This is a genomic window from Paraburkholderia sp. (assembly GCF_035948235.1).
In the GTDB taxonomy this organism is placed as follows: Bacteria; Pseudomonadota; Gammaproteobacteria; order Burkholderiales; family Burkholderiaceae; genus Paraburkholderia.
The window spans coordinates 42395-64227 of record NZ_DASZJJ010000115.1; the positions used below are offsets into that span (position 1 = coordinate 42395).

General features: G+C 63.3%; 17 protein-coding genes and 1 pseudogene. 13 read left to right on the forward strand and 5 right to left on the reverse strand.

Annotated features, from left to right (window positions below):
* Positions 1 to 8: 8 nt before the first annotated feature.
* From VG320_RS10300 to VG320_RS10320, 5 genes are all read left to right on the forward strand, one after another.
* Positions 9 to 797: an aspartate/glutamate racemase family protein gene (locus VG320_RS10300; protein WP_327200006.1), complete on the forward strand. Its 789-nt coding sequence runs from the start codon at positions 9 to 11 to the stop codon at positions 795 to 797.
* Positions 798 to 1068: 271 nt separating this feature from the next.
* Positions 1069 to 2028, forward strand: a complete 960-nt coding sequence (puuE, locus tag VG320_RS10305) for an allantoinase PuuE (RefSeq protein ID WP_327200007.1) — start codon at positions 1069 to 1071, stop codon at positions 2026 to 2028.
* Positions 2025 to 2546, forward strand: coding sequence for a 2-oxo-4-hydroxy-4-carboxy-5-ureidoimidazoline decarboxylase (gene uraD / locus VG320_RS10310; protein WP_327200008.1), 522 nt, complete (start codon positions 2025 to 2027; stop codon positions 2544 to 2546). The genes puuE and uraD overlap by 4 nt, the downstream gene beginning before the upstream one ends.
* 96 nt (positions 2547 to 2642) lie before the next feature.
* Positions 2643 to 3653: an allantoicase gene (gene alc / locus VG320_RS10315; protein ID WP_327200009.1), complete on the forward strand. Its 1011-nt coding sequence runs from the start codon at positions 2643 to 2645 to the stop codon at positions 3651 to 3653.
* A gap of 18 nt (positions 3654 to 3671) precedes the next feature.
* The gene (locus VG320_RS10320; RefSeq protein WP_327200010.1) at positions 3672 to 4196 is read left to right on the forward strand and encodes an ureidoglycolate lyase; all 525 of its coding nucleotides are present in this window, start codon (positions 3672 to 3674) and stop codon (positions 4194 to 4196) included.
* Positions 4197 to 4303: 107 nt separating this feature from the next.
* On the opposite strand, the gene VG320_RS10325 is transcribed toward VG320_RS10320, so the two are convergent.
* Complete coding sequence (locus tag VG320_RS10325) at positions 4304 to 7276, reverse strand: YadA family autotransporter adhesin (protein WP_327200011.1); 2973 nt, start codon at positions 7274 to 7276, stop codon at positions 4304 to 4306.
* Between the two features lie 210 nt (positions 7277 to 7486).
* A pseudogene (locus VG320_RS31175) lies at positions 7487 to 7615 on the reverse strand (ESPR-type extended signal peptide-containing protein); the annotation flags it as partial.
* An 821-nt stretch (positions 7616 to 8436) separates the two neighbouring features.
* Between VG320_RS31175 and VG320_RS10330 the strand changes: the two are divergent.
* The 4 genes from VG320_RS10330 (at position 8437) to VG320_RS10345 (ending at position 13903) form a co-directional block, all read left to right on the forward strand.
* Positions 8437 to 9153, forward strand: a complete 717-nt coding sequence (locus VG320_RS10330; RefSeq protein WP_327200012.1) for a hypothetical protein — start codon at positions 8437 to 8439, stop codon at positions 9151 to 9153.
* Positions 9154 to 9259: 106 nt separating this feature from the next.
* A complete protein-coding gene (locus tag VG320_RS10335; RefSeq protein WP_327200013.1) occupies positions 9260 to 10465 on the forward strand; it encodes an HlyD family secretion protein in 1206 nt (401 codons plus the stop codon).
* A 1-nt stretch (position 10466) separates the two neighbouring features.
* Complete coding sequence (locus tag VG320_RS10340) at positions 10467 to 12578, forward strand: peptidase domain-containing ABC transporter (RefSeq protein WP_327200014.1); 2112 nt, start codon at positions 10467 to 10469, stop codon at positions 12576 to 12578.
* Complete coding sequence (locus tag VG320_RS10345; protein WP_327200015.1) at positions 12578 to 13903, forward strand: TolC family outer membrane protein; 1326 nt, start codon at positions 12578 to 12580, stop codon at positions 13901 to 13903. Before VG320_RS10340 ends, VG320_RS10345 begins: the two co-directional genes overlap by 1 nt.
* An 80-nt stretch (positions 13904 to 13983) precedes the next feature.
* Here the strand turns inward: VG320_RS10345 and VG320_RS10350 are convergent, their stop codons facing one another.
* Positions 13984 to 15177 (reverse strand): urate hydroxylase PuuD, encoded by a 1194-nt coding sequence (locus VG320_RS10350; protein WP_327200016.1) that lies wholly within the window; start codon positions 15175 to 15177, stop codon positions 13984 to 13986.
* A gap of 160 nt (positions 15178 to 15337) precedes the next feature.
* Positions 15338 to 15691 carry a hydroxyisourate hydrolase gene (gene uraH / locus VG320_RS10355; protein WP_103703844.1) on the reverse strand — a complete coding sequence of 118 codons (354 nt, stop codon included), beginning with the start codon at positions 15689 to 15691 and terminating at the stop codon, positions 15338 to 15340.
* Positions 15692 to 16250: 559 nt separating this feature from the next.
* Between uraH and VG320_RS10360 the strand changes: the two genes are divergently transcribed.
* A complete protein-coding gene (locus VG320_RS10360; protein WP_327200017.1) occupies positions 16251 to 17651 on the forward strand; it encodes an 8-oxoguanine deaminase in 1401 nt (466 codons plus the stop codon).
* A gap of 102 nt (positions 17652 to 17753) precedes the next feature.
* Here VG320_RS10360 and VG320_RS10365 read toward each other — a convergent pair whose 3' ends face one another.
* On the reverse strand, positions 17754 to 18686 hold the full coding sequence (locus VG320_RS10365) for a LysR substrate-binding domain-containing protein (protein ID WP_103703842.1): 933 nt from the start codon (positions 18684 to 18686) through the stop codon (positions 17754 to 17756).
* On the opposite strand from VG320_RS10365, the gene VG320_RS10370 reads away from it, so the two are divergent.
* The 3 genes from VG320_RS10370 to VG320_RS10380 all read left to right on the forward strand — a co-directional run bounded on the left by VG320_RS10370 (position 18685) and on the right by VG320_RS10380 (position 21816).
* On the forward strand, positions 18685 to 18921 hold the full coding sequence (locus VG320_RS10370; RefSeq protein ID WP_327200018.1) for a hypothetical protein: 237 nt from the start codon (positions 18685 to 18687) through the stop codon (positions 18919 to 18921). The genes VG320_RS10365 and VG320_RS10370 overlap by 2 nt on opposite strands.
* Positions 18922 to 19038: 117 nt before the next feature.
* Positions 19039 to 20646 (forward strand): ABC transporter ATP-binding protein, encoded by a 1608-nt coding sequence (locus VG320_RS10375; RefSeq protein ID WP_327200028.1) that lies wholly within the window; start codon positions 19039 to 19041, stop codon positions 20644 to 20646.
* Positions 20647 to 20709: 63 nt separating this feature from the next.
* The gene (locus VG320_RS10380) at positions 20710 to 21816 is read left to right on the forward strand and encodes an ABC transporter permease (RefSeq protein WP_327200019.1); all 1107 of its coding nucleotides are present in this window, start codon (positions 20710 to 20712) and stop codon (positions 21814 to 21816) included.
* The last annotated feature ends 17 nt before the right edge of the window (positions 21817 to 21833 follow it).

The window sequence follows — 21833 nt, forward strand, 5'->3', positions numbered from 1 at the left end:
GAATTGCCATGCGTATCAAACTGATCAATCCGAACACCACCCAGCGCATGACGGCGGCGATGGGGCAGTGCGCGCGTGCTGTTGTCGCATCCGGCACGGAAGTGGTGGCCGTGAGTCCGACCATGGGGCCGCCCTCGATCGAGGGCTATTACGACGAGGCGCTGGCCACGCCCGGCCTGCTCGCGGAAGTGGAGTCGGGCGAGCGTGAGGGCTTCGACGGCTATGTGATCGCCTGCTTTGGCGACCCCGGCCTCTATGCCGCGCGCGAGCTTGCGCGCGGGCCGGTGGTCGGCATCGCCGAGGCAGCCATGCATGCAGCGAGCGTGCTGGCTCCGGGCTTCTCGGTCGTCACCACGCTCTCGCGCACCAAGGCGATGGCGTGGCATCTCGCGGAGCGCTATGGCATGACGCGCTTCTGCCGCAACGTGCGGGCGATCGACGTGGCCGTGCTCGAGCTTGACGAGCCGGGGTCGGCGGCGCGTCGGGCGATTGTCGACGAATGCCGTCGCGCGCTCGAAGAGGATGGTTCTGACGCCATCGTGCTCGGCTGCGCGGGCATGACGAGCCTGTGCGCGCAGGTAGAGGATGCGCTGGGTGTGCCCGTGGTGGACGGCGTCACCGCCGCCGTGAAATGGGTCGAGGCGCTGGTGGCGCTGCGCCTGACGACCGCAAAGCGCGGCGACTTCGCCAGACCGCTCGCGAAGCGTTACGACGGTGAATTCGCTCGCTTCAGTCCGACCAGCGCGGCGAGCGCGACCGACACGCCGCCGCCCGTACGCCCGCTGCGCTACGGGTAAACGCGTAACGCAAGCGCACGATGCCGGGCCGCACGGGCCCGGCACATACACCTCCGTTGACCCGTACTATCCGTCCTCGCGTATGGGCGCGCCCCAACGATTTCGCTACACTGGGCCGGTCCTCGAAGCAGAATGCCCCCGTACCTGCAAATCCTTGTGGCGCAAGGTTTTAATGCGGTGAAAGGGCATCGTTGCATGGACTGATAGCCAGTTTCGCGTAGTTTCGTCGCGTAGTTTCGTTTCGTCATCACCCTTCGACAGATTCGACAGCATGCCACTCGATCCCCAATATCCCCGCGATCTGATCGGTTACGGTCGCCATCCGGTGCAGGCCAACTGGCCTGGCCAGGCGCGCGTCGCGGTGCAGTTCGTGCTCAACTACGAAGAGGGCGGCGAAAACTGCGTGCTGCACGGCGACCCCGCCTCCGAGCAGTTCCTCTCCGAGATCGTCGGCGCCGCGGCCTACCCGGCGCGCCACATGAGCATGGAGTCGATCTACGAATACGGCTCGCGCGCAGGTGTCTGGCGCATCCTGCGCGAATTCGAAAAGCGCGGCCTGCCGCTCACGGTCTTCGGCGTGGGCATGGCGATCGAGCGTCATCCGGACCTCGGGCGCGCCTTCGTCGAACTGGGGCACGAGATCGCGTGCCACGGCTATCGCTGGATTCATTATCAGGACGCCACGCCCGAGCGCGAAGCGGAGCACATGAAGCTCGGCATGGAAGCGATCGAACGCGTGACGGGCCAGCGCCCGCTCGGCTGGTACACCGGCCGTGACAGCCCCAACACGCATCGGCTCGTGGCCGAATACGGCGGCTTCCTCTACGACTCCGATTACTACGGCGACGACCTGCCGTTCTGGATGGACGTCGAAGTAACGGGTGGCAAGACGGTGCCGCAACTGATCGTGCCGTACACGCTCGACACCAACGACATGCGCTTCGCCACGCCGCAGGGCTTCAACACGGCGGATCACTTCTTCACGTACCTGCGCGACGCGTTCGACGTGCTCTACGAAGAAGGCGACGAAGCGCCCAAGATGCTCTCGATCGGCATGCACTGCCGCCTGCTCGGACGCCCGGGCCGTATGCGCGCGCTGCAGCGCTTTCTCGATCACATCGAAAAACATGATCGCGTCTGGGTGACGCGCCGTGTCGATATCGCGCGCCACTGGCGCGAACACCATCCCTATCAACCGCAACAGAACGATCACCGCGGGGTCGCCGCATGAAGGCAATGCACTACACCCTTGAACAGCTGAATCAGGCCTCGACTGACGCCTTCGTGGCCGCGCTCTCGGGCATCTTCGAGCACTCGCCCTGGGTCGCCGAGACGGCGGCGCAACAACGGCCCTACGCGAGCATCGACGCGCTGCATACGACGATGTCGAAGGCGGTGGAAACCTCGGGCGAAGCGCAGCAGCTCGCACTCATCAACGCCCACCCGGAACTTGCGGGCAAGGCGGCCGTACGCGGCGAACTGACGGTGGAATCGACCCGCGAGCAAAGCGGCGCGGGCCTGAACCTGTGCACGCAGGAAGAATTCGACAAGCTGCAGGCGCTCAACCGCGCCTATCGCGAGAAGTTCGGCTTTCCGTTCATTCTCGCGGTGCGCGGCTATGACCGCCACGGCATCATCGCGAACTTCGAATCGCGCGTGAACAACAATCGCGCCGACGAAATGCGCGCGAGCCTCGACCAGATTTACCGTATCGCGCGCTTCAGGCTGGATGAGCTGATCGACGCGTGACGTGGCGATGCGCTCCGGCAGGCAGCAGCAACAAGTCGCATGCCGCCGGGCGCAGCGCCGTTTTGAACCACAGAAAAGATACGAAGGAAGACAAAGATGGCACTCCCGACTCTCGACCCCAACGCACCTGATTTCACGCGCCGCTTCGTCAATCTCGCGGACCCGCGGCTAGGGGCGCAGGCGCTCGAGGCGAGCGACGACTTCTTCGCGCCGAAGGAGCGCATGCTCAATCCGGAGCCGGCCGTCTTTATCCCGGGCAAGTACGACGACCACGGCAAGTGGATGGACGGCTGGGAAACGCGCCGCAAGCGCAGCAACGGCTACGACTGGTGCGTCGTGAAGCTCGCGCGTCCGGGCGTCATCAAGGGGCTCGACCTCGACACCAGCCACTTCACGGGCAACTTCCCGCCGGCAGCGTCGGTTGAAGCCGCCTATGTGGTGGACGGCGCACCGGGCGCATCGACGCAATGGACGGAAATCGTCCCGTCGACCTCGCTCAACGGCAACAGCCACCACTACGTGGAAGTATCGAGCGACAAGCCCTTCACGCATCTGCGCGTGAACATCTATCCGGATGGCGGCATTGCGCGTCTGCGCGTGTACGGCCAGCCGCAGGTGGACTGGCAGGGCGCGAGCCGCTCGGAACTGTTCGATCTGGCTGCGATGGAAAACGGTGCGTATCTTGTCAGCGCGAACAACCAGCACTTCGGCGTGGCTTCGACGCTGCTGATGCCGGGCCGTGGCGTGAACATGGGCGACGGCTGGGAAACGCGCCGCCGCCGCGAACCGGGCAACGACTGGGCGATCATCGCGCTGGCGCAGCCGGGCATCATCAAGAAGATCGAAGTCGATACGGCTCACTTCAAGGGCAACTACCCGGACCGCTGCTCGTTCCAGGCCGCACGCGTGGTGGGCGGCACCGACAGCTCGCTCGTGACGCAGGCGATGTTCTGGCCGATGCTGCTGGACGAACAGAAGCTGCAGATGGACAAGCAGCACTACTTCGAGAACGAACTCGCGGCACTGGGTCCGGTTACGCACGTGCGCTTCAACATCATCCCGGACGGCGGCGTGTCGCGCGTGCGTCTGTGGGGCACGCTCGCCTGATCCGGCGACGAGACCATCATGAGCGAAGTGAAGACAACGCTGACCATCGAGCCGCTCACGCGCGAAGCGTTCGCGCCGTTCGGCGACGTGATCGAGCTTGAGGGCGCGAAGCAGATTCCGATCAACCTCGGCACGACGATCCGCTATCACGATCTGGCGAACGTCGACGTCACGGAAGAGGGCGGGCGCACGCTCGTCAATCTCTTTCGCGGCCAGCCGCGCGTGTTGCCCTTCGAGGTGAAGATGCTCGAGCGTCATCCGCTCGGCAGCCAGGCATTCGTGCCGCTCAACGACAAGCCGTATCTCGTCGTTGTTGCGCCGGCGGGCGATCTGGACGCGACGAAGATTCGCGCGTTCGTGTCGAGTGGCTGGCAGGGCGTGAACTATGCGAAGGGCGTCTGGCACCATCCGCTAATTGCGCTTGGCGACGTGAGCGACTTCATCGTCGTCGATCGCGGTGGCGAAGGACTGAACCTCAACGAGCAGGATCTGCCGGAATCGCTCTGGCTGACCGAAGAAGCGATGCGCGAAGGGCAACGCTAAAACGCGTCGGATTGATTAGAGCATGAAACGGAAAAGCCACGGCCTGGGCCGTGGCTTTTTGCATTGCGCGTACGCCAACTATGCGCGCCGGATACGACGCGCCGCGATCAGAACTCGTAGCCGACTTGCGCACGCACGCCAGGATTGCCTGTGCTCGTGACGGACACGGCGCCGTTCATGAGCCAGTGCATATTGGCCGAACGATACGTCACACCGACCGCTGCCGCACTGCCGCCCATGTAGTAGCCGCCGCCCGCCGCGACGACAGTACGACCCGGGCCCGAAGGCGTGAGGTTCGGCATGGCCATGGCCGCCGCCACGCCCGCGTAGGCGTTCTTCGACACCGTGTTGATCGAGCCTTGCAGATTAGAGATCTGCTGGCCGATCGCGTTCGATTGCTGGGCGATCGCGCTGTTCAACTGGTTCAGGTTCACGGCATCGGTGCCTGACGTGCCCGCGGCGACGTTCACGATCTGACGTTCGGCGCCTTCCTGGCCGACCGAGACTGCATTGTCGCGATTCGCAATCGAGTTCGCGCCGATCGCAACGGCGTTGTTGGCCGATGCGTTAGCCTTGTCGCCGATCGCGCTCGAGTTTGCACCTGTCGCGACCGCGCCACCGCCAACCGCGACCGATTGCGCGCCCGATGCCGCGGCGACACCGCTCGTCGAATTCACCGAAACCGCCGTTGATCCCGTCGTACTGATGTTCTGCACGGCCTGGCTGATGCTCGCGACCTGCTGGTTCGTGGCGTAGAGTTGTTGGCCGCTTACCGCATCGGTGCTGTTTGCGGAGAGGGTTCCGTTCTGCAATCCACTCAAGCCGACGTTGGCGCCACTCGTGCTGCTAAGCGTGATGTTCGAGTGATCTGCGGTGTCGTAGTGGACGGCATCCACATCGGTCGTCGATGCTGTATCGGTTGCTGAGACCGAACCGCTGGCAGTGTCGCCTACGGCGCTAGCTGCACCGACGGGGCTTGCACCAAGGAGCGTGCGCGTGGCGGTAACCAGGTGCGGGGTTGAGGAAGACGAAGCCGCTGCGCCAGACGACGCGACGCTGTCGAGTGCGGTGTTGATCGAAGCGATGTCTGCGGTATTTTTCAGTACGCGATTGTCAAGATTGGCGATCGCGTCGCCGACGTTGTTGACCGTCGTTCCGCCCACTGAATATGACGGTGCGATGAAGCCACCGGCAGCATTGATGCCGGCGCCGCCGCCCAATGCGCTTGCGACGGATTTGAGCTGCGAGACGTTGACCGCATCCGTATCGTCCTGGCCCGCAGCGAGGTTCACGATGCGCCGCGTGTTGATCTGGCTTTGTACGGTGGTCGTGTTGCCGTCCGCGTCGGTCAGCGTGCGCCTGGTCGTGCCGTCGCTACCGACCGACACAGTATTGTCCTCGTTCGCGACCGACCCCGAGCCGAGTGCGACCGAACCGTTGCCTGTGGCCAGCGCCGAACTCGCATTCCCGCTGGACTGGGCATTGGTGCTCGCCGAAACCTCGCCCGTGCCGCTCGACGCCTCGCTCAGCGCGCCCACCCGGGCGTCGAGCGACTGAAGGGCCGTCTGGGTGCTGCTCTTAAGGTTGTTCACGGCCGACAGCATGTTGGTTTCCGAAGAACCCAACTGGCTCACCGTAGCCGCATCCGTCATCTCCACGCCAGGCGCCACATTGACAATTCGACGAAGGAGGCCGGAAGACGCGTCGCCCACTGAAATCGAATAAGGCACGGTTGTCTTCGAGCCAAGACCCAGCGCCACCGCGCCTATCGATGTGGACTGCGCGGGTTCTCCCGAACCAAAGCCGGAGATGTACGGATTGCCGGTAATGACCGCCTGCTTCATCTGCGCAACGTTGACTGCGTCGGTGGGCTGCGTCCCTGCGGCGACATTGGAGAGTGTCGTCTGGCTGCCGGCGACACCAAACGTCACGTGGCTGCGGGTCGAATCGTCGTAAGCGACGAAATTTCCGTCCGTGATGAGGTTTTGCATTGCCAGGTCCGAGGCGTACAGTTGCGAACCGTTGATGGCATCCGTGGAGTCGGCGTCGAGGCGGCCTGCAGCGACATTGGTGATCGTGCGTTCAGCGCCTGCTGCGCCCACGCTCACCGTACCCGTCGGCGACTTGCCCGCGTAGGTGTAGGTCGTGCCGCCAATCGTGCCGCTTGCCGTGCCTACCGCTGCAGTGTTCGCCACCGAGCCCGTGCCCAGCGCGACCGAGTTCGCCACCGAGGCATTCGCAGCCTGACCAATTGCCATCGAGCCCGTTTGCGTGGCCGCCGAGTTCGTGCCGATTGAGGTTGAGTTCAAACCCGCAGCATTGGCTTGATAGCCAAGCGCCGTACCACTGCCTTGCGTTGCCTTTGCGCCCGCGCCCAGTGCGGTCGTGGCATATGCCGTGGCCGAGCTGTTCGTGCCGATTGCCGTTGCGTAGTAACTTCCACCGCCCGTGGCCGTGGCAGATGCGCCCAGGGCAATATCGCCAAGATTCGATGCGACCGCACTGTTGCCAATCGCTTCCGAATAGTCACCAGTTGCCTGGGTGTTCGCGCCAAGCGCGATCGCGGCTGTGCCCGCCGCGGAAGCGACCGGGCCGATTGCCGTCGAGTTCGCGCCCGCCGCCGACGAATCACCCGCCGTCGAATTAGTGTGGAAGTATTTGATGCCACCGCCGTTGGTGATGTTGTTCACCGTGTTGGTAACGGACGTGACGTTCGCGTTCGTCGCATTGAGTTGCGAACCGTTCACCGCGTCGGTGCTGTTTGCGTTCAACGCGCCATTAGCGACGTTCGTCAGTGCGACAGGTGCATGACCCGAGCCACCCAGCGTCACCGAGTTGTGCGCCGACGAGTCGTACTGCACGGCGTTGGCTACGCTAGAAGATACGGCATAGAGTTGCGAGCCATTGACAGCTTCAGTGCTATCCGACGAAACTTTGCCAAGCGCAAGCTGCACGATTTTCTGGTTGCTCATGGTCACGACACTGTCGAAAGTCGTTGGACCGTAGACCATAACGCTCGCGCCTTTGATATTGAGCGTGCCGTTTTTGTAACCCGCCACCTGGGCGGTGGACGCGTTCATCCCGTAGCCACCCTTCGTGTCCGCGGCGTTGTTCAACGAAAAAGCCAGGCCATCCGTTGTACCTTTGCCGTCGGTCGAGCAGTCGAGTGCCTCGCTACCACCCGACGAACCCCACGCGTATCCAGAAGCACCGGTGCACAGTTCAAGGCCACCCTGGCCGACAGTGCCAACAGTCGCTGCATCTACTGCCTGCGAAGAGAGTGCGACGGCAATCCCAAGCGCGCTGGTGGCGATAACGGCAACACGCCTGGACGCCTTGCGGCCGGCGGTGGCGGTTTCGGGGGCTGCGACCCAAGTTTGGTCTGTTTCACTCCACACACAGCGATAAGTATTATTCATTCAGGATGCCGTATTAATAAGGGTTTGTCACGTACTCACACACCTTTGACACAGTCGAATTCACGAGACGATGCTTGCGTAGAATCTATTGATACGTTCGAACGCCGTAAATACGATATTTCTGAATTTATTAAATATTTTTGAGCAAAAATTGCTGGATATAGGGTGGTCTAATTTCGAATCGCCTAATCTTATTTATAGCGAGTTCGTGAGAAATTCTTATATTTATAGGGTTTATGACTGATTGTTTGAGATTTATGTCGAACTTTGTAAATCGATGGATAAATTCGCTGCATTGTCTTTTTCTTCGGATTGCAGATTGATAAGATGCCATCGCCGCTGTAAATCGCGGTAACCATTCTTAAAGGATAACTACGATGCAAAAAATCGACCGTACCCAACTCGCCAACATCGACGCTGCAGGTGGTTGCTGCAAGAGCTGCTGCTCGAGCCAACCGGCACCGGCTCCGAAGCCGTGCCCGGCTCCCGTCGTGCCGCGCTAATTAGCGTCGTTTAATGAAGAGGGGGGCGCCCCCCTTTTTTTCGCTTAGTTATTACACCGCTACTTATCGCTGCCTGCAGTTGTCTACGAAGTGCTTAAACAACCTCTCTTGCGTTTCCTGAGCCGCCTGGCGCAAGGGCGATTCCTGCTACGGCGCCGTTTGTTGCTCTGTACGCCATTTCCAGTACTCGATTCGGCTGCGCGAGTTCATTGGCTGATTAAGGCGACGTGCGATGGCCGTGCCCGCTCGACAGGCATTGCCCGTTATGACGCCGGTCGCAGCGATGTGGGCCTCACGCGCAAGGATGCATTGAGTGTCATGAGCGCGAATGTGCGCGAGCGCTGGCTCGACGAGCGCCTCTATGCAGGGCGAGCGCTCGGCCGTGACGTCTGGCCGGATCTGCGTGCCGCCGCGATGCAACTGGCCGCTCGTATCAGACAGATCAAAGCCGCAGAGCCCGGACGCGTCGTTGTGTTGTCGCCATTCCATTACGTTTCGCAGTACGCGAACATTTACGTCGTGGACAATGTGCGCGAGGCGCTGGGACTCGCATCCCTCTCCGTTGTATCGGGCGTGCCGCGCGACGTGTACGGCAACGACGCGCAGATGATCCCCTCGCTCCGTGTGCTGTACACCTACGACGAAAATGGCCGCGATAGCCGCAACGGCCTCGGCTTGCGCGTCATCCGAACGCTGCGGCGAGACGGCGTGGCAGTGGTGTTTGCCGATGTTCCGCCGTTTGCGCTGGCGAAATATCCGATGGAGACCGTGAGCGTCAAGTTGAGCGGCCGGCCGGCGCGTTTGCACAACGGCATATTCCGGCTGGGTGCGCCTGTCGACGCGACGCTGCTGTCGTTCTATCTGCGCTTCGAGCGTGGGCGATTCGGCATCCACATTTTTGATCCCATTGCGCTAGCCGACGAAGCCGCGCCACAGCGACTTGCTGACAACATCGATACGGCGCGCCGGAAAAACTATCCGCATTGGCTTTTCGCGGGTCATCCCAGCGTGTATCACTTCGCGCCGGTCCGATAGCCTGTCGTTCAAAAACGTTCCAGTGCATAGGAGCCGGGCATATCCGGCAACGGCACGATAACCACATGGATGGCCGGAACACCGGTCACGGGGACCTTCTCACAACGTGGACCCACTTTATCTTCCCGAGTTCAGGGATATCCGCTGGCGTTGGATCGCTTACGCGGCTTCGAGCGTTGTCGTGCTCGGCGTCGGCTTTGCTTTCACGCACGAAGTGGAACTCAAGCAGGACGTACGCTGCGAAATCGTTTCGCCAGCCGAGATCAAGTTGCAGGGCGAAAGCGGGCTCGTTTCGGCAATCTACGTGCAGCCGCCCGCGCGGGTCGAGGCGGCGCAGCCGCTATTCCGGCTGGAACGCGACCTCTCGCTCGCGCACGGCGGTATGAGTCGGGCAGACTTCGACGCGCAGGTGCGCGACGAGGAGCGCCGTGCGGCTAACGCACGATACACGCAGCGCCACGTCGATCTGACGACCCAACTCGCCACTGCACGCGCGAACGAAACGAGCCGGCGCGCGGAGCTCGCTGAGCTAGATGTACAAGGCGCGCAAAGCGACCAACTGGTTGGCGAGGCGCAGAAGAAGCTTGCGCGCCTCGAAGCCGTTGCAGACTACGTACCCGCTGATCGCATCGAACAAGCCCAGGCGGATCAGCACCAGAGCCGCATCGCGCGCGCCGAACTGGCGGCTCGACGCCAGCAGACGGTCGCGGCGCTCGCTGACTTGCGCAATACGCAGCAGACGCTCAACGCGCAGTTGCATGAACTCGATACAAGCCGGGCACGCGATCTCCAGGAGGCGGATGCCCGCTTCGAGCAGACACGTCGCGACGCGACGATCTCCGCACCGAAAGCCGGCATCGTGACGTTCTCGCGGCTCGTTCAAGGCAGCACGCTTCAGCCCGCGGATATCGCCATGGTGATCGTGACCGATGCCGGCGGCCCGCTGCGCGCCGAACTGCGTATTCCGTCGCGACGGCGCGGTTTCGTGCGGCCGGGGCAGACGGTACACCTCAAGTTCGATGCGTTCCCTTATGCGCGTTTCGGATCGTACGAAGCGCGCATCGATTCGATCTCCCGCACGACTGTGTCGACGCCGGCGCCCAATCCCGCGAAGGCCGGCGAGGGCGATGCGCCATCCACGCCGGGCGACGAATTCGTCGCATGGGTCACGCTCCCGCGTCATACCTTCGATTATGGCGCGCAGCATTTCGACATCCTGCCTGGCATGCAGGCGACGGCGAGCGTAGTGATCGAGCGCCGCACCATCGCCGAATGGGTGCTCGAGCCGTTGTTCAAGATTGTGCGAGGCTGACATGCAGGTGATCTACCAGAATGAAGTCGCGGAATGCGGCTATGCGTGTCTTGCGATGGTGCTTTCGCATTTCGGGCGTGCCACCGAAGTCCGCGAGCTTTCCGCTTACCGGCCGATTTCGGCAAACGGTCTGTCCTTGATGGACCTGTATGACGTGGCGACGGACTTTGGGCTCGAAGTGCAGGCGTTCCGCTTCGACGCGTCGCAGGTCAGTCAGATCAAGCCCGGCTCGGTCATCCACTTTGGCGGCGCGCATTTCGTCGTGTTCGAGCGGGCGACGCGTCACTACGTGATGCTGATCGATCCGGCGGTCGGACGCCGGCGCATCGCGATGGACACGTTTCTAGCCTGCATTTCAGGATATCTGATCGAGTGCGCACCGGCACCCACGCTAAAGCGTATCCGTCGCCGTCTGCGCGTGCCCGATGCCATTGCGCGCGTGCGCCAGCTCAATCCGCAGTTGCGCGGCCAGTTCGCGAAGACACTCTTCGTTGCACTCGGCGCGCAGTTCGCGATTCTGGCGCAGCCATATCTGGGTTCGTTCGTGCTCGACCACGTAGTCGCCGAAGACAACCTGAACCTGCTTAACGTGCTGGTCTTCACGTTCGCCGCTGTTTTCCTTGTAGGCGCAGTCAGCCAGTACGTCCAGGGCGTACTCGTCGAATTGCTGTACGCGCGCGTGAGCGTGAACGCAACCGAAGGCCTGTTCGCGCATCTGCTGCGCGTGCCGATCGCGTACTTCGAAAAACGCAATCTCGGCGATATTTTCACGCGTTTCAAATCGCAGGACGAAATCAACGCTTTCGCGTCGCGATCGGTCCTGTCGTTTTGCGTGGACGTGATGGTCGGCCTGCTCGCCATGCTTTTGATGTTCGTTCAGGACGTGAAACTGTCGGTGGTTGTGGTGACGATCTTCGCGCTGTACTTGCTGGTGTCCGGATCGATGTTCGCGGCAATGCGCGACACACACGCGCGTGTGCTGCAGGAAAGCGCGCGCTGCGACGATGCGCTGTTCGAAACGGTGCGAGGAGCGTCGCTCATCAAGTTGTCCCAAGGCGAGACGCGCCGCGTGGCGCGTTTCATGGAACTGTTCCGCAATTACGCGTCGGCGCTGTTTCAGAGCAGCCGCTTGACGGCCACGCGCGATGCACTGCTCAAGCTGCTCGCGCACGCAGAAACGCTCGTCATCACCTGGTTTGCAGCGAAGCTAATGCTTGCCGGCACAATCTCGGTGGGCGCTTTTTACTCCTTCATGATCTACAAGTCGTTGTTCTCCGAGCGCATGGCACTGGCCATCAACACGGGTTTCGCGTATTTCATGCTGAGCGTGCCTGTCGCACGCGTGGACGATATTGTCGAATGCGAGGCCGAACGCTACACACCGTTCGCGGACCTGCACAAGACCGTCGAGGTACGCCGCTTTGAACGCATCGCCCTGCGCAACGTCGGCTTCTCGTATGGCGTTTCCGACCAGCCCGTGCTGTCCAATGCGAACCTCGATATCGTGCGCGGCGACAAAATCGTCATCACGGGGCCGTCCGGTGCCGGCAAATCGACGCTGTTCAGATTGCTCGCGGCCACCGATATGCCGCAACAGGGCGAAATCACGTTCAACGGTATCGCCTGGCCCAATCTGAACGTCGACGAGATTCGCCGCCACGCCGCGCATATGCGACAGGGCGACATCATTCTGCACGGGTCAATCGCCGACAATATCGCGCTTTTCGAGGGCAATCCCGATGAGGCGCGCATTCTGTCACTGCTCGAAGCCGTCGGTCTGCTCGACGATGTCATGCGCTTGCCGATGCGCACGCGCACGGTCATCAGCGACACGCTCGCCAATATCTCGGCCGGGCAACGCCAGCGTCTGCTTCTGGCGCGCGCGCTTTATCAGTCGCGGGAACTGCTGCTGCTCGACGAGCCGACATCGAACCTCGATCCGGTTGCGGTACGGCGCATTTCGGCGTTGCTTCAGAGGCTCGATCGAACCGTCGTGGTGATTACGCACGATGTGGCGATGGCGGAGGGCTTCGAAAAGCACTACCGGCTCGTCGATGGCGGGTTCGTACGCGTCGAGCGGCGGGATGCGCAAGCGGCGATGGAGGGGGCGTGATGAACCGCACGGCAGCCACGATAACGCTCGTCCTTTCCCTGCTGGCAGGCGGTGCGCACGGAGCCGACCTGCTTTCGGTCGTGAGCGACGCGCTCGACCACGATCCGGCTTTGGCCGCTTCGCGCGACTCGGCGCGCGCCGCCGCGCAGGCCGTGCCGAAAGCACGCGCGGCGCTGTTGCCTCACGTTTCCGGCGGCTGGGGCCGGGCCTATAACGGCATCGTCACGGAGGACTTTCCCACCCAGCATTACTGGCAAAGCGGCTGGACCGTCGGGCTCACGCAACCCGTGTTCGACTGGGCAAGCTGGACTGCGTATCGTCAGGCCGACTGGATGGTCTTGCAGGGCCGTCTCCAAACCGCCAGCGCCGAACAAAACGCCATCCTTGCAGCGGCGCAGGCCTATTTCGACGTGCTCGCAGCGGCTGAAGAGGTGGCGCGCGCAACGGATTATCTACATGCGCTCGACGCGCATCTCGCGCTGCTCGCGCGGGCGAAGGCCGCTGGCGAAGCAACGCTGGTGGACGTGCGCGACGGCGAATCGAGCCGTGCGCAGGCCCAACTGCAGTTACTCGACGCGCAAAGCCAGGCACGTTTTGCGCAGGCGGCGCTGGAGCGCATCACAGGTCACTCCGTCGATGCCATCTCGACTTTGGCGCCTGGTGGTGTGCCGCGACTCGATCCGCCGGACGCGCAACGCTGGATCACGCAGGCGCAGTCGCGCGGCTATGCGGTGCAGATCGGCGAAGTGGCGCTGAGGATCGCGCGCTTCGAGACCGAAAAGGCACAGGCTGCGGGCTATCCCAACGTGAGTCTCCAGATCACTCATACTCCGGCGGGAGCGGCGGGTGGTTATTCGCGGCCGACCACCACCACCACGGGCATGCTCGCCGTTACGATTCCGCTTTACTCCGGCGGCGAAACCACGGCGAAAGTCGACGAAGCAAGCGCACTGGAGGACAAGGCACGTGACGAGCTCGACGCCGCGGTGCGCGATGCCGGCGCGAATGCCCGCGACGGCTGGCTGCGCGTGAGCGCGGGCGGCACGCGTATGGCGGCGCTCGATCAGGTGGTACAGCGTGCGCAGGCATCGCTTGAGGCCACCCGTATCGGCTTTGGCGCAGGTAGCCGGACCAGCCTGGATGTACTGCGAGCTACCGACGCGCTGTACGCTGGCCGCCGTGACCTGATTCGTGCGCGTTACGACGTCGTGCTCGCGGTCCTCAAGCTTCTTGGGCAGACCGCGATGCTCGACCTCGACGAAGTCGGGCGCCTCAATACGCAGCTATTCGCTGTGCGGCCCGCGGGGGCAAGTGCGGAGCGCTAGCCTCGCGCAACGCCGACAAAAAAAGCCCGAAGCACAAAAATGCTTCGGGCTTTTTAGTTAGCCGAACTGGCGTAACAGAATTACTGCTTCGCGCCGCCCTGGAACCATGCGGCGATCTTCATGCGTTCGTCGTCGGTCATGTGGGTGACGTTGCCCAGCGGCATCGCCTTGAGCGTGACGGCCTGTTGATACAGACGCTGCGCGTTCTGCGAGATTTCATCGGGCGTATCGAACATCACGCCAGCGGGCGCTGCGCCCATCATCGTCGGGTGGGCCGAGTGGCAACCCGCGCAACGCTGTTGCAGGATCGGCTGAATGTCGCCGATCTTGATCGTCGGCGCATTGGCGGCTTCGGCCTGCGGCACGACCGGGCGCGGCAGCGTCCAGACCAGCGCGACGAACATCAGCGCCACGCCACCGATCGGCAGGTACCAGAGCTGCTGGCCACGGTGACGCATCACGAAGAACTGGCGAATCAGCGCGCCGGCCAGCATGATGACCACGAGCACGGCCCAGTTATATTCATGCGCGTAGGTCATCGCGTAGTGGTTCGACAGCATCGCGAACACCACCGGCAGCGTGAAGTACGTGTTGTGCACCGAACGTTGCTTGCCGCGCTTGCCGTAGATCGGGTTCGGCACTTCGCCCTTGAGCATCGCGTTGACCATCTTGCGCTGGCCAGGAATGATCACGAAGAACACGTTCGCCGACATGATCGTAGCCAGCATCGCGCCCATGATCAGATACGCGGCGCGGCCCGAAAAAATATGGCAGGCGAGGTAAGCGGCGATCACCACGTAGATGCCCACGCATACGCCGAGCAGCTTGTCCTTCGTGCCCAGCAGGCGGCACAGCGAGTCATACACGATCCAGCCCGCAGCCAGGAAGCCCAGCGCCGAAGCCACCGCCACGACCGGACCCATATCGAGCACGTTCTTGTCGATGAGGTACGTGTTCGGCGCGAACAGGTAGAGCACCGTGAAGAGCGACGCGCCCGAGAGCCACGTCGTGTACGACGGCCACTTCGACCAGTGCAGATCGTCGGGCATTTCGGGCGGCGCGACGGTGTACTTCTGCATGTTGTAGAAGCCGCCGCCGTGGACGTGCCACAGTTCGCCGAACACGCCGCGACGCTTCTGGTTGGGGTCCGTAGGCGGTTTGAGGCTGTTGTCGAGCGCGACGAAGTAGAACGATTCGCCGATCCAGGCGATCGCCGCGATGACGTGGAACCAGCGCAATGCGAGGTTCAGCCAGTCGGTAATAAAGCCTTCCATGAAACTCCTCCACTCCTGATTCGTTGCGCGCGGACGTCAGGACGTCTCGCGCGGGACTGCGGGGGCGGCAAAAGTGCAGCGCCGCAAAGCGGGCACGCGTGGGCGCGCCGCCTGTCTCTTGTTGTGTTGTTGATGAGCCGTGAACGCCAGAGCAGCAGACTTAGCTGCCGCGATAGGTGCTGTACGACCACGGCGAGACCAGCAGCGGCACGTGATAGTGCGCGCCGGCATCGGCCACGCCAAAGCGCAGCACGACGCGATCGACAAAACGCGGTTCCGGCACTTTCGTGCCGATCGACGCAAAGTAGTCGCCGGCATGGAACACGAGTTCGTATTCGCCCGGGGTGAGCGCCGCGCCTTCGAGCAGCGGTTCGTCGCAGCGGCCGTCGTGGTTGGTCGTGACGGTCTTCAGCGCGCGGCGGGCGTCGCCGTCGAGCGCATGGAGTTCGACCTTGATGCCCGCGCCGGGACGGCCGTTCGCGGTGTCGAGCACGTGGGTAGTCAGCTTGCCCATTCGCAGTTTTCCTTGTCTTTTCCTGGTGTCATTGCGAGGTTTCGGCGGCGTCTCGATCCCATGATGCTCAAGCGGCGGATCGAGGCTCCACGTCAGTGGCTACATACCCGTCGGCGGATCGAAGCGAGCGCCGTGAACGCATTTTAAGAACGTTCGGGCCGCAATCGCGCGAGCGATAGGAAAGATAATCCCCGCCGCATGAGCCTGGCCGCCGGGCCTTGCTGCATGCGGCTCTCGCGGCGGTCGAAACCTCGGGTTTTCACCCATGTGCACATCGTATCCGCGCCAAAAATCGACCTTTATATGAAGGGACTGAATTCCGGTATCTCGTCCAGGCGAATTGCCAGCGGAATTTTGGTTGCCGAAGGTAGCGGTCATGCGCGCTTCGGCTCAAACCGGTGCGCGTAACCCGAAGACGGCGCTGGGCGCCGGGTAACCGGGCCAGCGGCGTCCTCGTCAGGATGCGTCGGCACCGGTTGTTCCGGTGGAACGGCGGTGCGGCAAGGACGTCTGCTTCACATTCACAGTCAATTCACGGACAACGGAGCGAACAGACACGATGGAACGCACTACCGCAAGCAACCCGGAACGCAAGCCCGGCACGAAAACCCTGCTGCTCAAGAACGCCGACATGCTGGTGACGATGGACGGCGCGCGACGCGAAATCCGTGGCGGCGGCGTTTATGTCGAGGACAATCGCATCGTCGCGGTCGGCCCGACGGCGGAACTGCCGCAAACCGCCGACGAAGTGATCGACGCTACTGGCCATATCGTCACGCCGGGCCTCGTCAATACGCACCATCACATGTATCAGAGCCTCACGCGCGCCGTGCCCGCCGCGCAGGACGCCGAACTGTTCGGCTGGCTCACGAATCTCTACAAGGTCTGGGCCAACCTGACGCCGGAAATGATCGAGGTGTCCACGCTCACGGCCATGGCTGAACTGCTGCTCTCGGGCTGCACGACGTCGAGCGATCACCTCTACATCTACCCGAACGGCAGCCGTCTGGACGACAGCATCCGCGCCGCGCAGCAGATTGGCATGCGTTTTCATGCGGCGCGCGGCAGCATGAGCGTGGGGCAGAAGGACGGCGGCCTGCCGCCGGATTCGGTGGTCGAGAATGAGGACGCGATCCTCGCCGATACCCAGCGCCTGATCGAGACGTATCACGACGAGGGCCGTTACGCGATGCTGCGCGTGGTGGTGGCGCCGTGCTCGCCGTTCTCGGTGAGCCGCGATCTGATGCGCGAATCGGCGGTGATGGCGCGCCATTACGGCGTGTCGATGCACACGCACCTCGCCGAGAACGTCAACGACATCGCCTATAGCCGCGAAAAATTTGGCATGACGCCCGCCGAATATGCCGAGGATCTGGGCTGGGTCGGCCGCGACGTCTGGCATGCGCACTGTGTGCAGCTCGACGAACACGGCATTGGCCTGTTCGGTCGCACCGGCACGGGCGTCGCGCATTGTCCGTGTTCGAACATGCGCCTCGCTTCGGGCATCGCGCCGATCAAGAAGATGCGTCTCGCGGGCGTGCCCGTGGGCCTGGGCGTGGACGGTTCGGCCTCGAACGACGGGGCCCAGATGATGGGCGAGATGCGTCAGGCGATGCTACTCGCGCGCGTGGGCTTCGGGCCCGATGCCATGACGGCGCGCGAGGCGCTGGAGATTGCCACGCTGGGTGGCGCGAAGGTGCTGGGCCGCGACGATATCGGCGCGCTCGAGCCCGGCATGGCGGCGGATTTCGTGGCTTTCGATCTGCGTCAGCCCTTGTTCGCGGGCGCGCTGCATGATCCAGTCGCGGCGCTGGCGTTCTGTGCGCCGTCGCAGGTCGCGCTATCGGTGATCGGCGGGCGCGTGGTGGTGAAGGAGGGCGTGCTGCAGACGCTCGATCTCGGGCCCGTGATCGAGCGCCATAACCGGCTTGCCGGTCAGCTCGTGCAGGCGGCGCGCTAAGGCGGCCCGTAAGCCGCTGTAAATGCAAAACGGGCGGCGCGCGAAAGCGGGCCGCCCGTGCTGTAACGCTTGAGCCGTTCGGCAAAACGGCATCGGCGTTGGTTAAGGTTTGTCGATCAGCGTCTTGGTCGCTTCGGCGACAAGGCTGCGCAACCAGCGGACTTCATCCGAATAGTGACAGCGCTCGTGCCACAACTGGTAGTACTGCATCGGCGGGAAGTCGAGCGGCGCGGGCACGACCGTGAGCGGCAGGAAACGCGCGTAATGATCGGCAAACAGACGCGTGGTGGTGAACACCAGATCCGACTTGATGAGCACGTACGGCGCCAGATTGAAGTACGGCAGCGTGACGACCACGTGGCGCTTGAGGCGCTCGCGCGCCAGATGCACGTCGATGGCGCCGCGCTGGCCCACGGAATAGGGCGTGGGCGCGAGATGCGGCGCGTTGAGGTACTGGTCGAGCGTCAGCCCGCCGCGCTTGGCGAACGGGTGCGTGTTGCTCATCAGGCAGACGATCTGGTCGACGAACAGATTCGACAGGTGAAGCTGCTCGGGCGGTTCCGGCCAGTTGCCGATCACGATATCGAGCTTGCCTTCTTCGAGCGCCAGTTCGTAGTCGAAAGCGGGCCCGAGCGAATGGAACTCGAGCGTGGCATTGGGCGCGGCCTGACGGAAACGCTCGACCACGGTGGGCACGAACAGCACGTTCAGATAGTCCGGACAGCCGATGCGGTAACAGCGGATGGACGTAGCCGGATCGAAATTGTGCTGCTGGAAACGGATGCGCTCGATCTCGCGCAGGGCGTTCTGCACGGGTTCGAGCAGGCGCAGACCGTATTCGGTGGGCACCATGCCGGACTTGCCCCGTACGAGCAGCGGGTCGCCGGTAATGTCGCGCAGACGCCGTAGCGCCGCGCTGATTGCGGGTTGCGACTGATTGAGCTTGACGGCCGCGCGCGTCACGCTGCGCTCCATCAAGAGGGTGTGCAAGACGCGCAAGAGGTACGTGTCGATCGCCTCGCGTTGCTGGCTCATGAAATCTCCGAATTATATGTTTTGGCTGATCGAGGGGCTTTGTGGATATATGTTTTTTAATATGGACAAAAAGACCCGTCAAGACAGGGTTGTACTGAGCCATCCTGACAAGTCCCTGTTGCGCGGGGCACAACGGCATGTCATGGGGATTTTTGTCGGCTCGACGCTGGCCCGGCTGGCAAGGTATCGTCACCCGGCGGTCAGCCCGGATGTGGGGCGCTTTGCGCGGCCATAGGGAAGGCTCAGGCGAGCGGACTAGAACGAACAACGAACCAGCATCACGTACTCAATAACGTACTACGGCGGACTTTCCATGGGCGACTCTTCTTCCCGTCAGGCGACCGGGGCGGGCATGAATTCCGGGCAACGCGCGGGGCAACCCGTGCCGCGCCTCGCGCTATCCGGCATTACGAAGCAGTATCCGGCCGTACGCGCCAACGACGACGTGACGCTCACAGTCATGCCCGGCGAAATCCACGCGCTGCTCGGCGAGAACGGCGCGGGCAAGAGCACGCTGATGAAGATCGTCTACGGCGCGGTGCGGCCCGATGCGGGCGAGATCCGCTGGGAAGGCGAGGCCGTCGAGATCGCCAGTCCGGCGGCGGCGCGCAAGCTCGGCATCGGCATGGTGTTCCAGCATTTTTCGTTGTTCGAAACGCTCACCGTGGGCGAGAACATTGCGCTCTCGCTCGACGAGAAGTTCGACCTCAAGGCGCTGGCTGCGCGCATTCGCGAGGTGTCGGGGCAATATGGCCTCGACGTCGATCCGCAGCGCCACGTGCATAGCCTCACCGTGGGCGAGCGCCAGCGCGTGGAGATCGTGCGCTGCCTGCTGCAGAACCCGCGTCTGCTCATCATGGACGAGCCGACTTCCGTGCTCACGCCGCAAGCCGTGCGCAAGCTGTTCGGCACGCTGCGGCGGCTGGCCGCGGAAGGCTGCAGCATTCTCTACATCAGCCACAAGCTCGACGAAATCCAGGAGCTTTGCGATACCGCCACGGTGCTGCGCGGCGGCAAGGTGACCGGTAACGTGATTCCGCGCGAAGAAACCCATGCGTCGCTCGCGCGCCTGATGGTGGGGCGCGAGTTGCCTGCCTACACGCGGCGCACGCATACGCCGGGCGACGTGCTGCTCGACGTCAAGCATCTGTCGATGGCGAGCGACGATCCGTTCGGCACGTCGCTCAGCGATGTGAGCTTCGGCGTGCATGCGGGCGAGATTCTGGGGATCGCGGGCGTGTCGGGCAACGGTCAGGCGGAACTGCTCGCGGCGCTCTCGGGCGAGTCGCGCCAGACGCCGGCGGGACGCCACGGCGCGGCGGATTTGGTGACGATCTGCGGCAAGCCGGCGGGGCGGCTTTCGGCGGGCGCGCGGCGGCGGCTGGGTTTTGCCTTCGTGCCGGAGGAGCGCCTTGGGCGCGGCGCGGTGCCCGCGATGTCGCTCGCAGAAAACGCGCTGCTCACGGCGCACCGCGAAGGCATGGTGCGTTCCGGCTGGCTCAAGACCGGCGCGATGCGCGCGTTCGCCGAGCGCTGTATCGGCGCCTTCGACGTGCGCTGCGGCGGTCCCGACGCACTCGCGCAAAGCCTCTCGGGCGGCAATCTGCAGAAGTACATCGTCGGGCGCGAGATTTTACAGGCGCCGAAGGTGCTCGTGGTCGCGCAGCCCACCTGGGGCGTGGACGTGGGCGCGGCCTCGTTCATCCGTCAACAGTTGCTCGATCTGTCGGCGAGCGGCGTCGCGATCCTGGTGATTTCGGAAGAACTCGAAGAACTTTTCGATATCTGCGACCGCATCGCCGTGCTGGCAGGCGGACGGCTTTCGCCCGCGCGACTGACCGGCGAAACCAATGCCGAGGAAATCGGCCGCTGGATGGCGGGCTTGTTCGGCGATCGCGCCACGCAAACCAGTGGCGGCCCGCCGCCAGCGGAACCTGCCGCGCCTGCCGCACATGCCTGAACGGGCACGGCCACACGCATTACATAAAACGCCAACGACAACGCGACCGCCAGACCACACGTCATGATTTTTCCCTACCGACTCGAAGCCCGCACGACGCCGTCCCGCACGGTGCGCATCGCCGTGCCGCTGATCGCCGCGCTCCTCACGCTGGCGATCGGCTTCCTGATCTTCGGCCTCGTGGGCCGCGATCCCGTGCAGGCCATGCACGCGTTCTTCATCGAACCGCTTTCGAGCGTCAACGGCTGGTCGGAACTGCTGCTCAAGGCGTCGCCGTTGTGCCTGATCGCGCTGGGCTTGGCGGCGGGTTATCGCGCCAACGTCTGGAATATTGGCGCGGAAGGGCAGATGGTGCTCGGCGGCATTGCGGCGAGCGGCGTGGCGATCTACTTCGATCAAGCCAGCGGCTGGTGGATTCTCTTTCTGATGATGATCGCGGGGGTGCTTGGCGGCATGGCGTGGGCGGCGATTCCGGCCTGGCTCAAAAGCCGCTTCAACACCAATGAAATCCTCACCAGCCTGATGCTCACCTATGTGGCGACGCAGTTGCTGATCTGGCTCGTGAGCGGCCCGTGGCGCGATCCGAACGGCATGAACTTTCCGCTCTCCGAAATGTTCAGCGGCGATGCGCTCTATCCCACCTTCGGCGGCGACTGGCGCATTCACTGGCTGCGTGGCACGCGTCTGAATGCGTCGATCTTCCTCACGCTCGCGGCGATCCCGCTCGTGTGGCTCTTCATGCGCCGCAGCTTCGCGGGCTACCGCATGAGCGTGGGCGGCCTCGCACCGCTGGCCGCGCGCTACGCGGGCTTCTCGGAGAAAAAGACGATCTGGACTTCGCTGCTGCTCTCGGGAGGTCTTGCCGGTCTCGCGGGTATGGGCGAAATCGCCGGTCCGATCGGCCAGTTGCAGGCGACCTGGTCGCCGGGCTATGGCTTCACGGCGATCATCGTCGTGTTCGTCGGGCGGCTGCATCCGGTCGGCATCGTGCTGGCGAGTCTGTTGATGGCGCTGCTGTATCTGGGCGGCGAAGCGGTGCAGACCTCGCTACAACTGCCGCAGGCGCTCTCGGGCGTGTTCCAGGGCTTGCTGCTGTTCTGCCTGCTCGGCGCGGATCTGTTCGTGAATTACCGCATTCGCCGCCGTCCCACCGCTGCAACCGCGCATTGATCGAATCACCCGCTTAC

Excerpts from the sequence above, each read along its gene's own strand:
- alc (WP_327200009.1), top strand. The coding sequence starts at position 2,643 with ATGGCACTCCCGACTCTCGACCCCAACGCACCTGATTTCACGCGCCGC.
- VG320_RS10365 (WP_103703842.1), bottom strand. The coding sequence starts at position 18,686 with ATGAGCCAGCAACGCGAGGCGATCGACACGTACCTCTTGCGCGTCTTG.
- VG320_RS10325 (WP_327200011.1), bottom strand. The coding sequence starts at position 7,276 with ATGAACGCGTCCACCGCCCAGGTGGCGGGTTACAAAAACGGCACGCTC.
- VG320_RS10300 (WP_327200006.1), top strand. The coding sequence starts at position 9 with ATGCGTATCAAACTGATCAATCCGAACACCACCCAGCGCATGACGGCG.
- VG320_RS10320 (WP_327200010.1), top strand. The coding sequence starts at position 3,672 with ATGAGCGAAGTGAAGACAACGCTGACCATCGAGCCGCTCACGCGCGAA.
- VG320_RS10350 (WP_327200016.1), bottom strand. The coding sequence starts at position 15,177 with ATGGAAGGCTTTATTACCGACTGGCTGAACCTCGCATTGCGCTGGTTC.
- VG320_RS10370 (WP_327200018.1), top strand. The coding sequence starts at position 18,685 with ATGAAATCTCCGAATTATATGTTTTGGCTGATCGAGGGGCTTTGTGGA.
- VG320_RS10360 (WP_327200017.1), top strand. The coding sequence starts at position 16,251 with ATGGAACGCACTACCGCAAGCAACCCGGAACGCAAGCCCGGCACGAAA.
- VG320_RS10340 (WP_327200014.1), top strand. The coding sequence starts at position 10,467 with ATGCAGGTGATCTACCAGAATGAAGTCGCGGAATGCGGCTATGCGTGT.
- VG320_RS10330 (WP_327200012.1), top strand. The coding sequence starts at position 8,437 with ATGAGCGCGAATGTGCGCGAGCGCTGGCTCGACGAGCGCCTCTATGCA.
- VG320_RS10380 (WP_327200019.1), top strand. The coding sequence starts at position 20,710 with ATGATTTTTCCCTACCGACTCGAAGCCCGCACGACGCCGTCCCGCACG.
- VG320_RS10345 (WP_327200015.1), top strand. The coding sequence starts at position 12,578 with ATGAACCGCACGGCAGCCACGATAACGCTCGTCCTTTCCCTGCTGGCA.
- uraH (WP_103703844.1), bottom strand. The coding sequence starts at position 15,691 with ATGGGCAAGCTGACTACCCACGTGCTCGACACCGCGAACGGCCGTCCC.
- VG320_RS10375 (WP_327200028.1), top strand. The coding sequence starts at position 19,039 with ATGAATTCCGGGCAACGCGCGGGGCAACCCGTGCCGCGCCTCGCGCTA.
- puuE (WP_327200007.1), top strand. The coding sequence starts at position 1,069 with ATGCCACTCGATCCCCAATATCCCCGCGATCTGATCGGTTACGGTCGC.
- uraD (WP_327200008.1), top strand. The coding sequence starts at position 2,025 with ATGAAGGCAATGCACTACACCCTTGAACAGCTGAATCAGGCCTCGACT.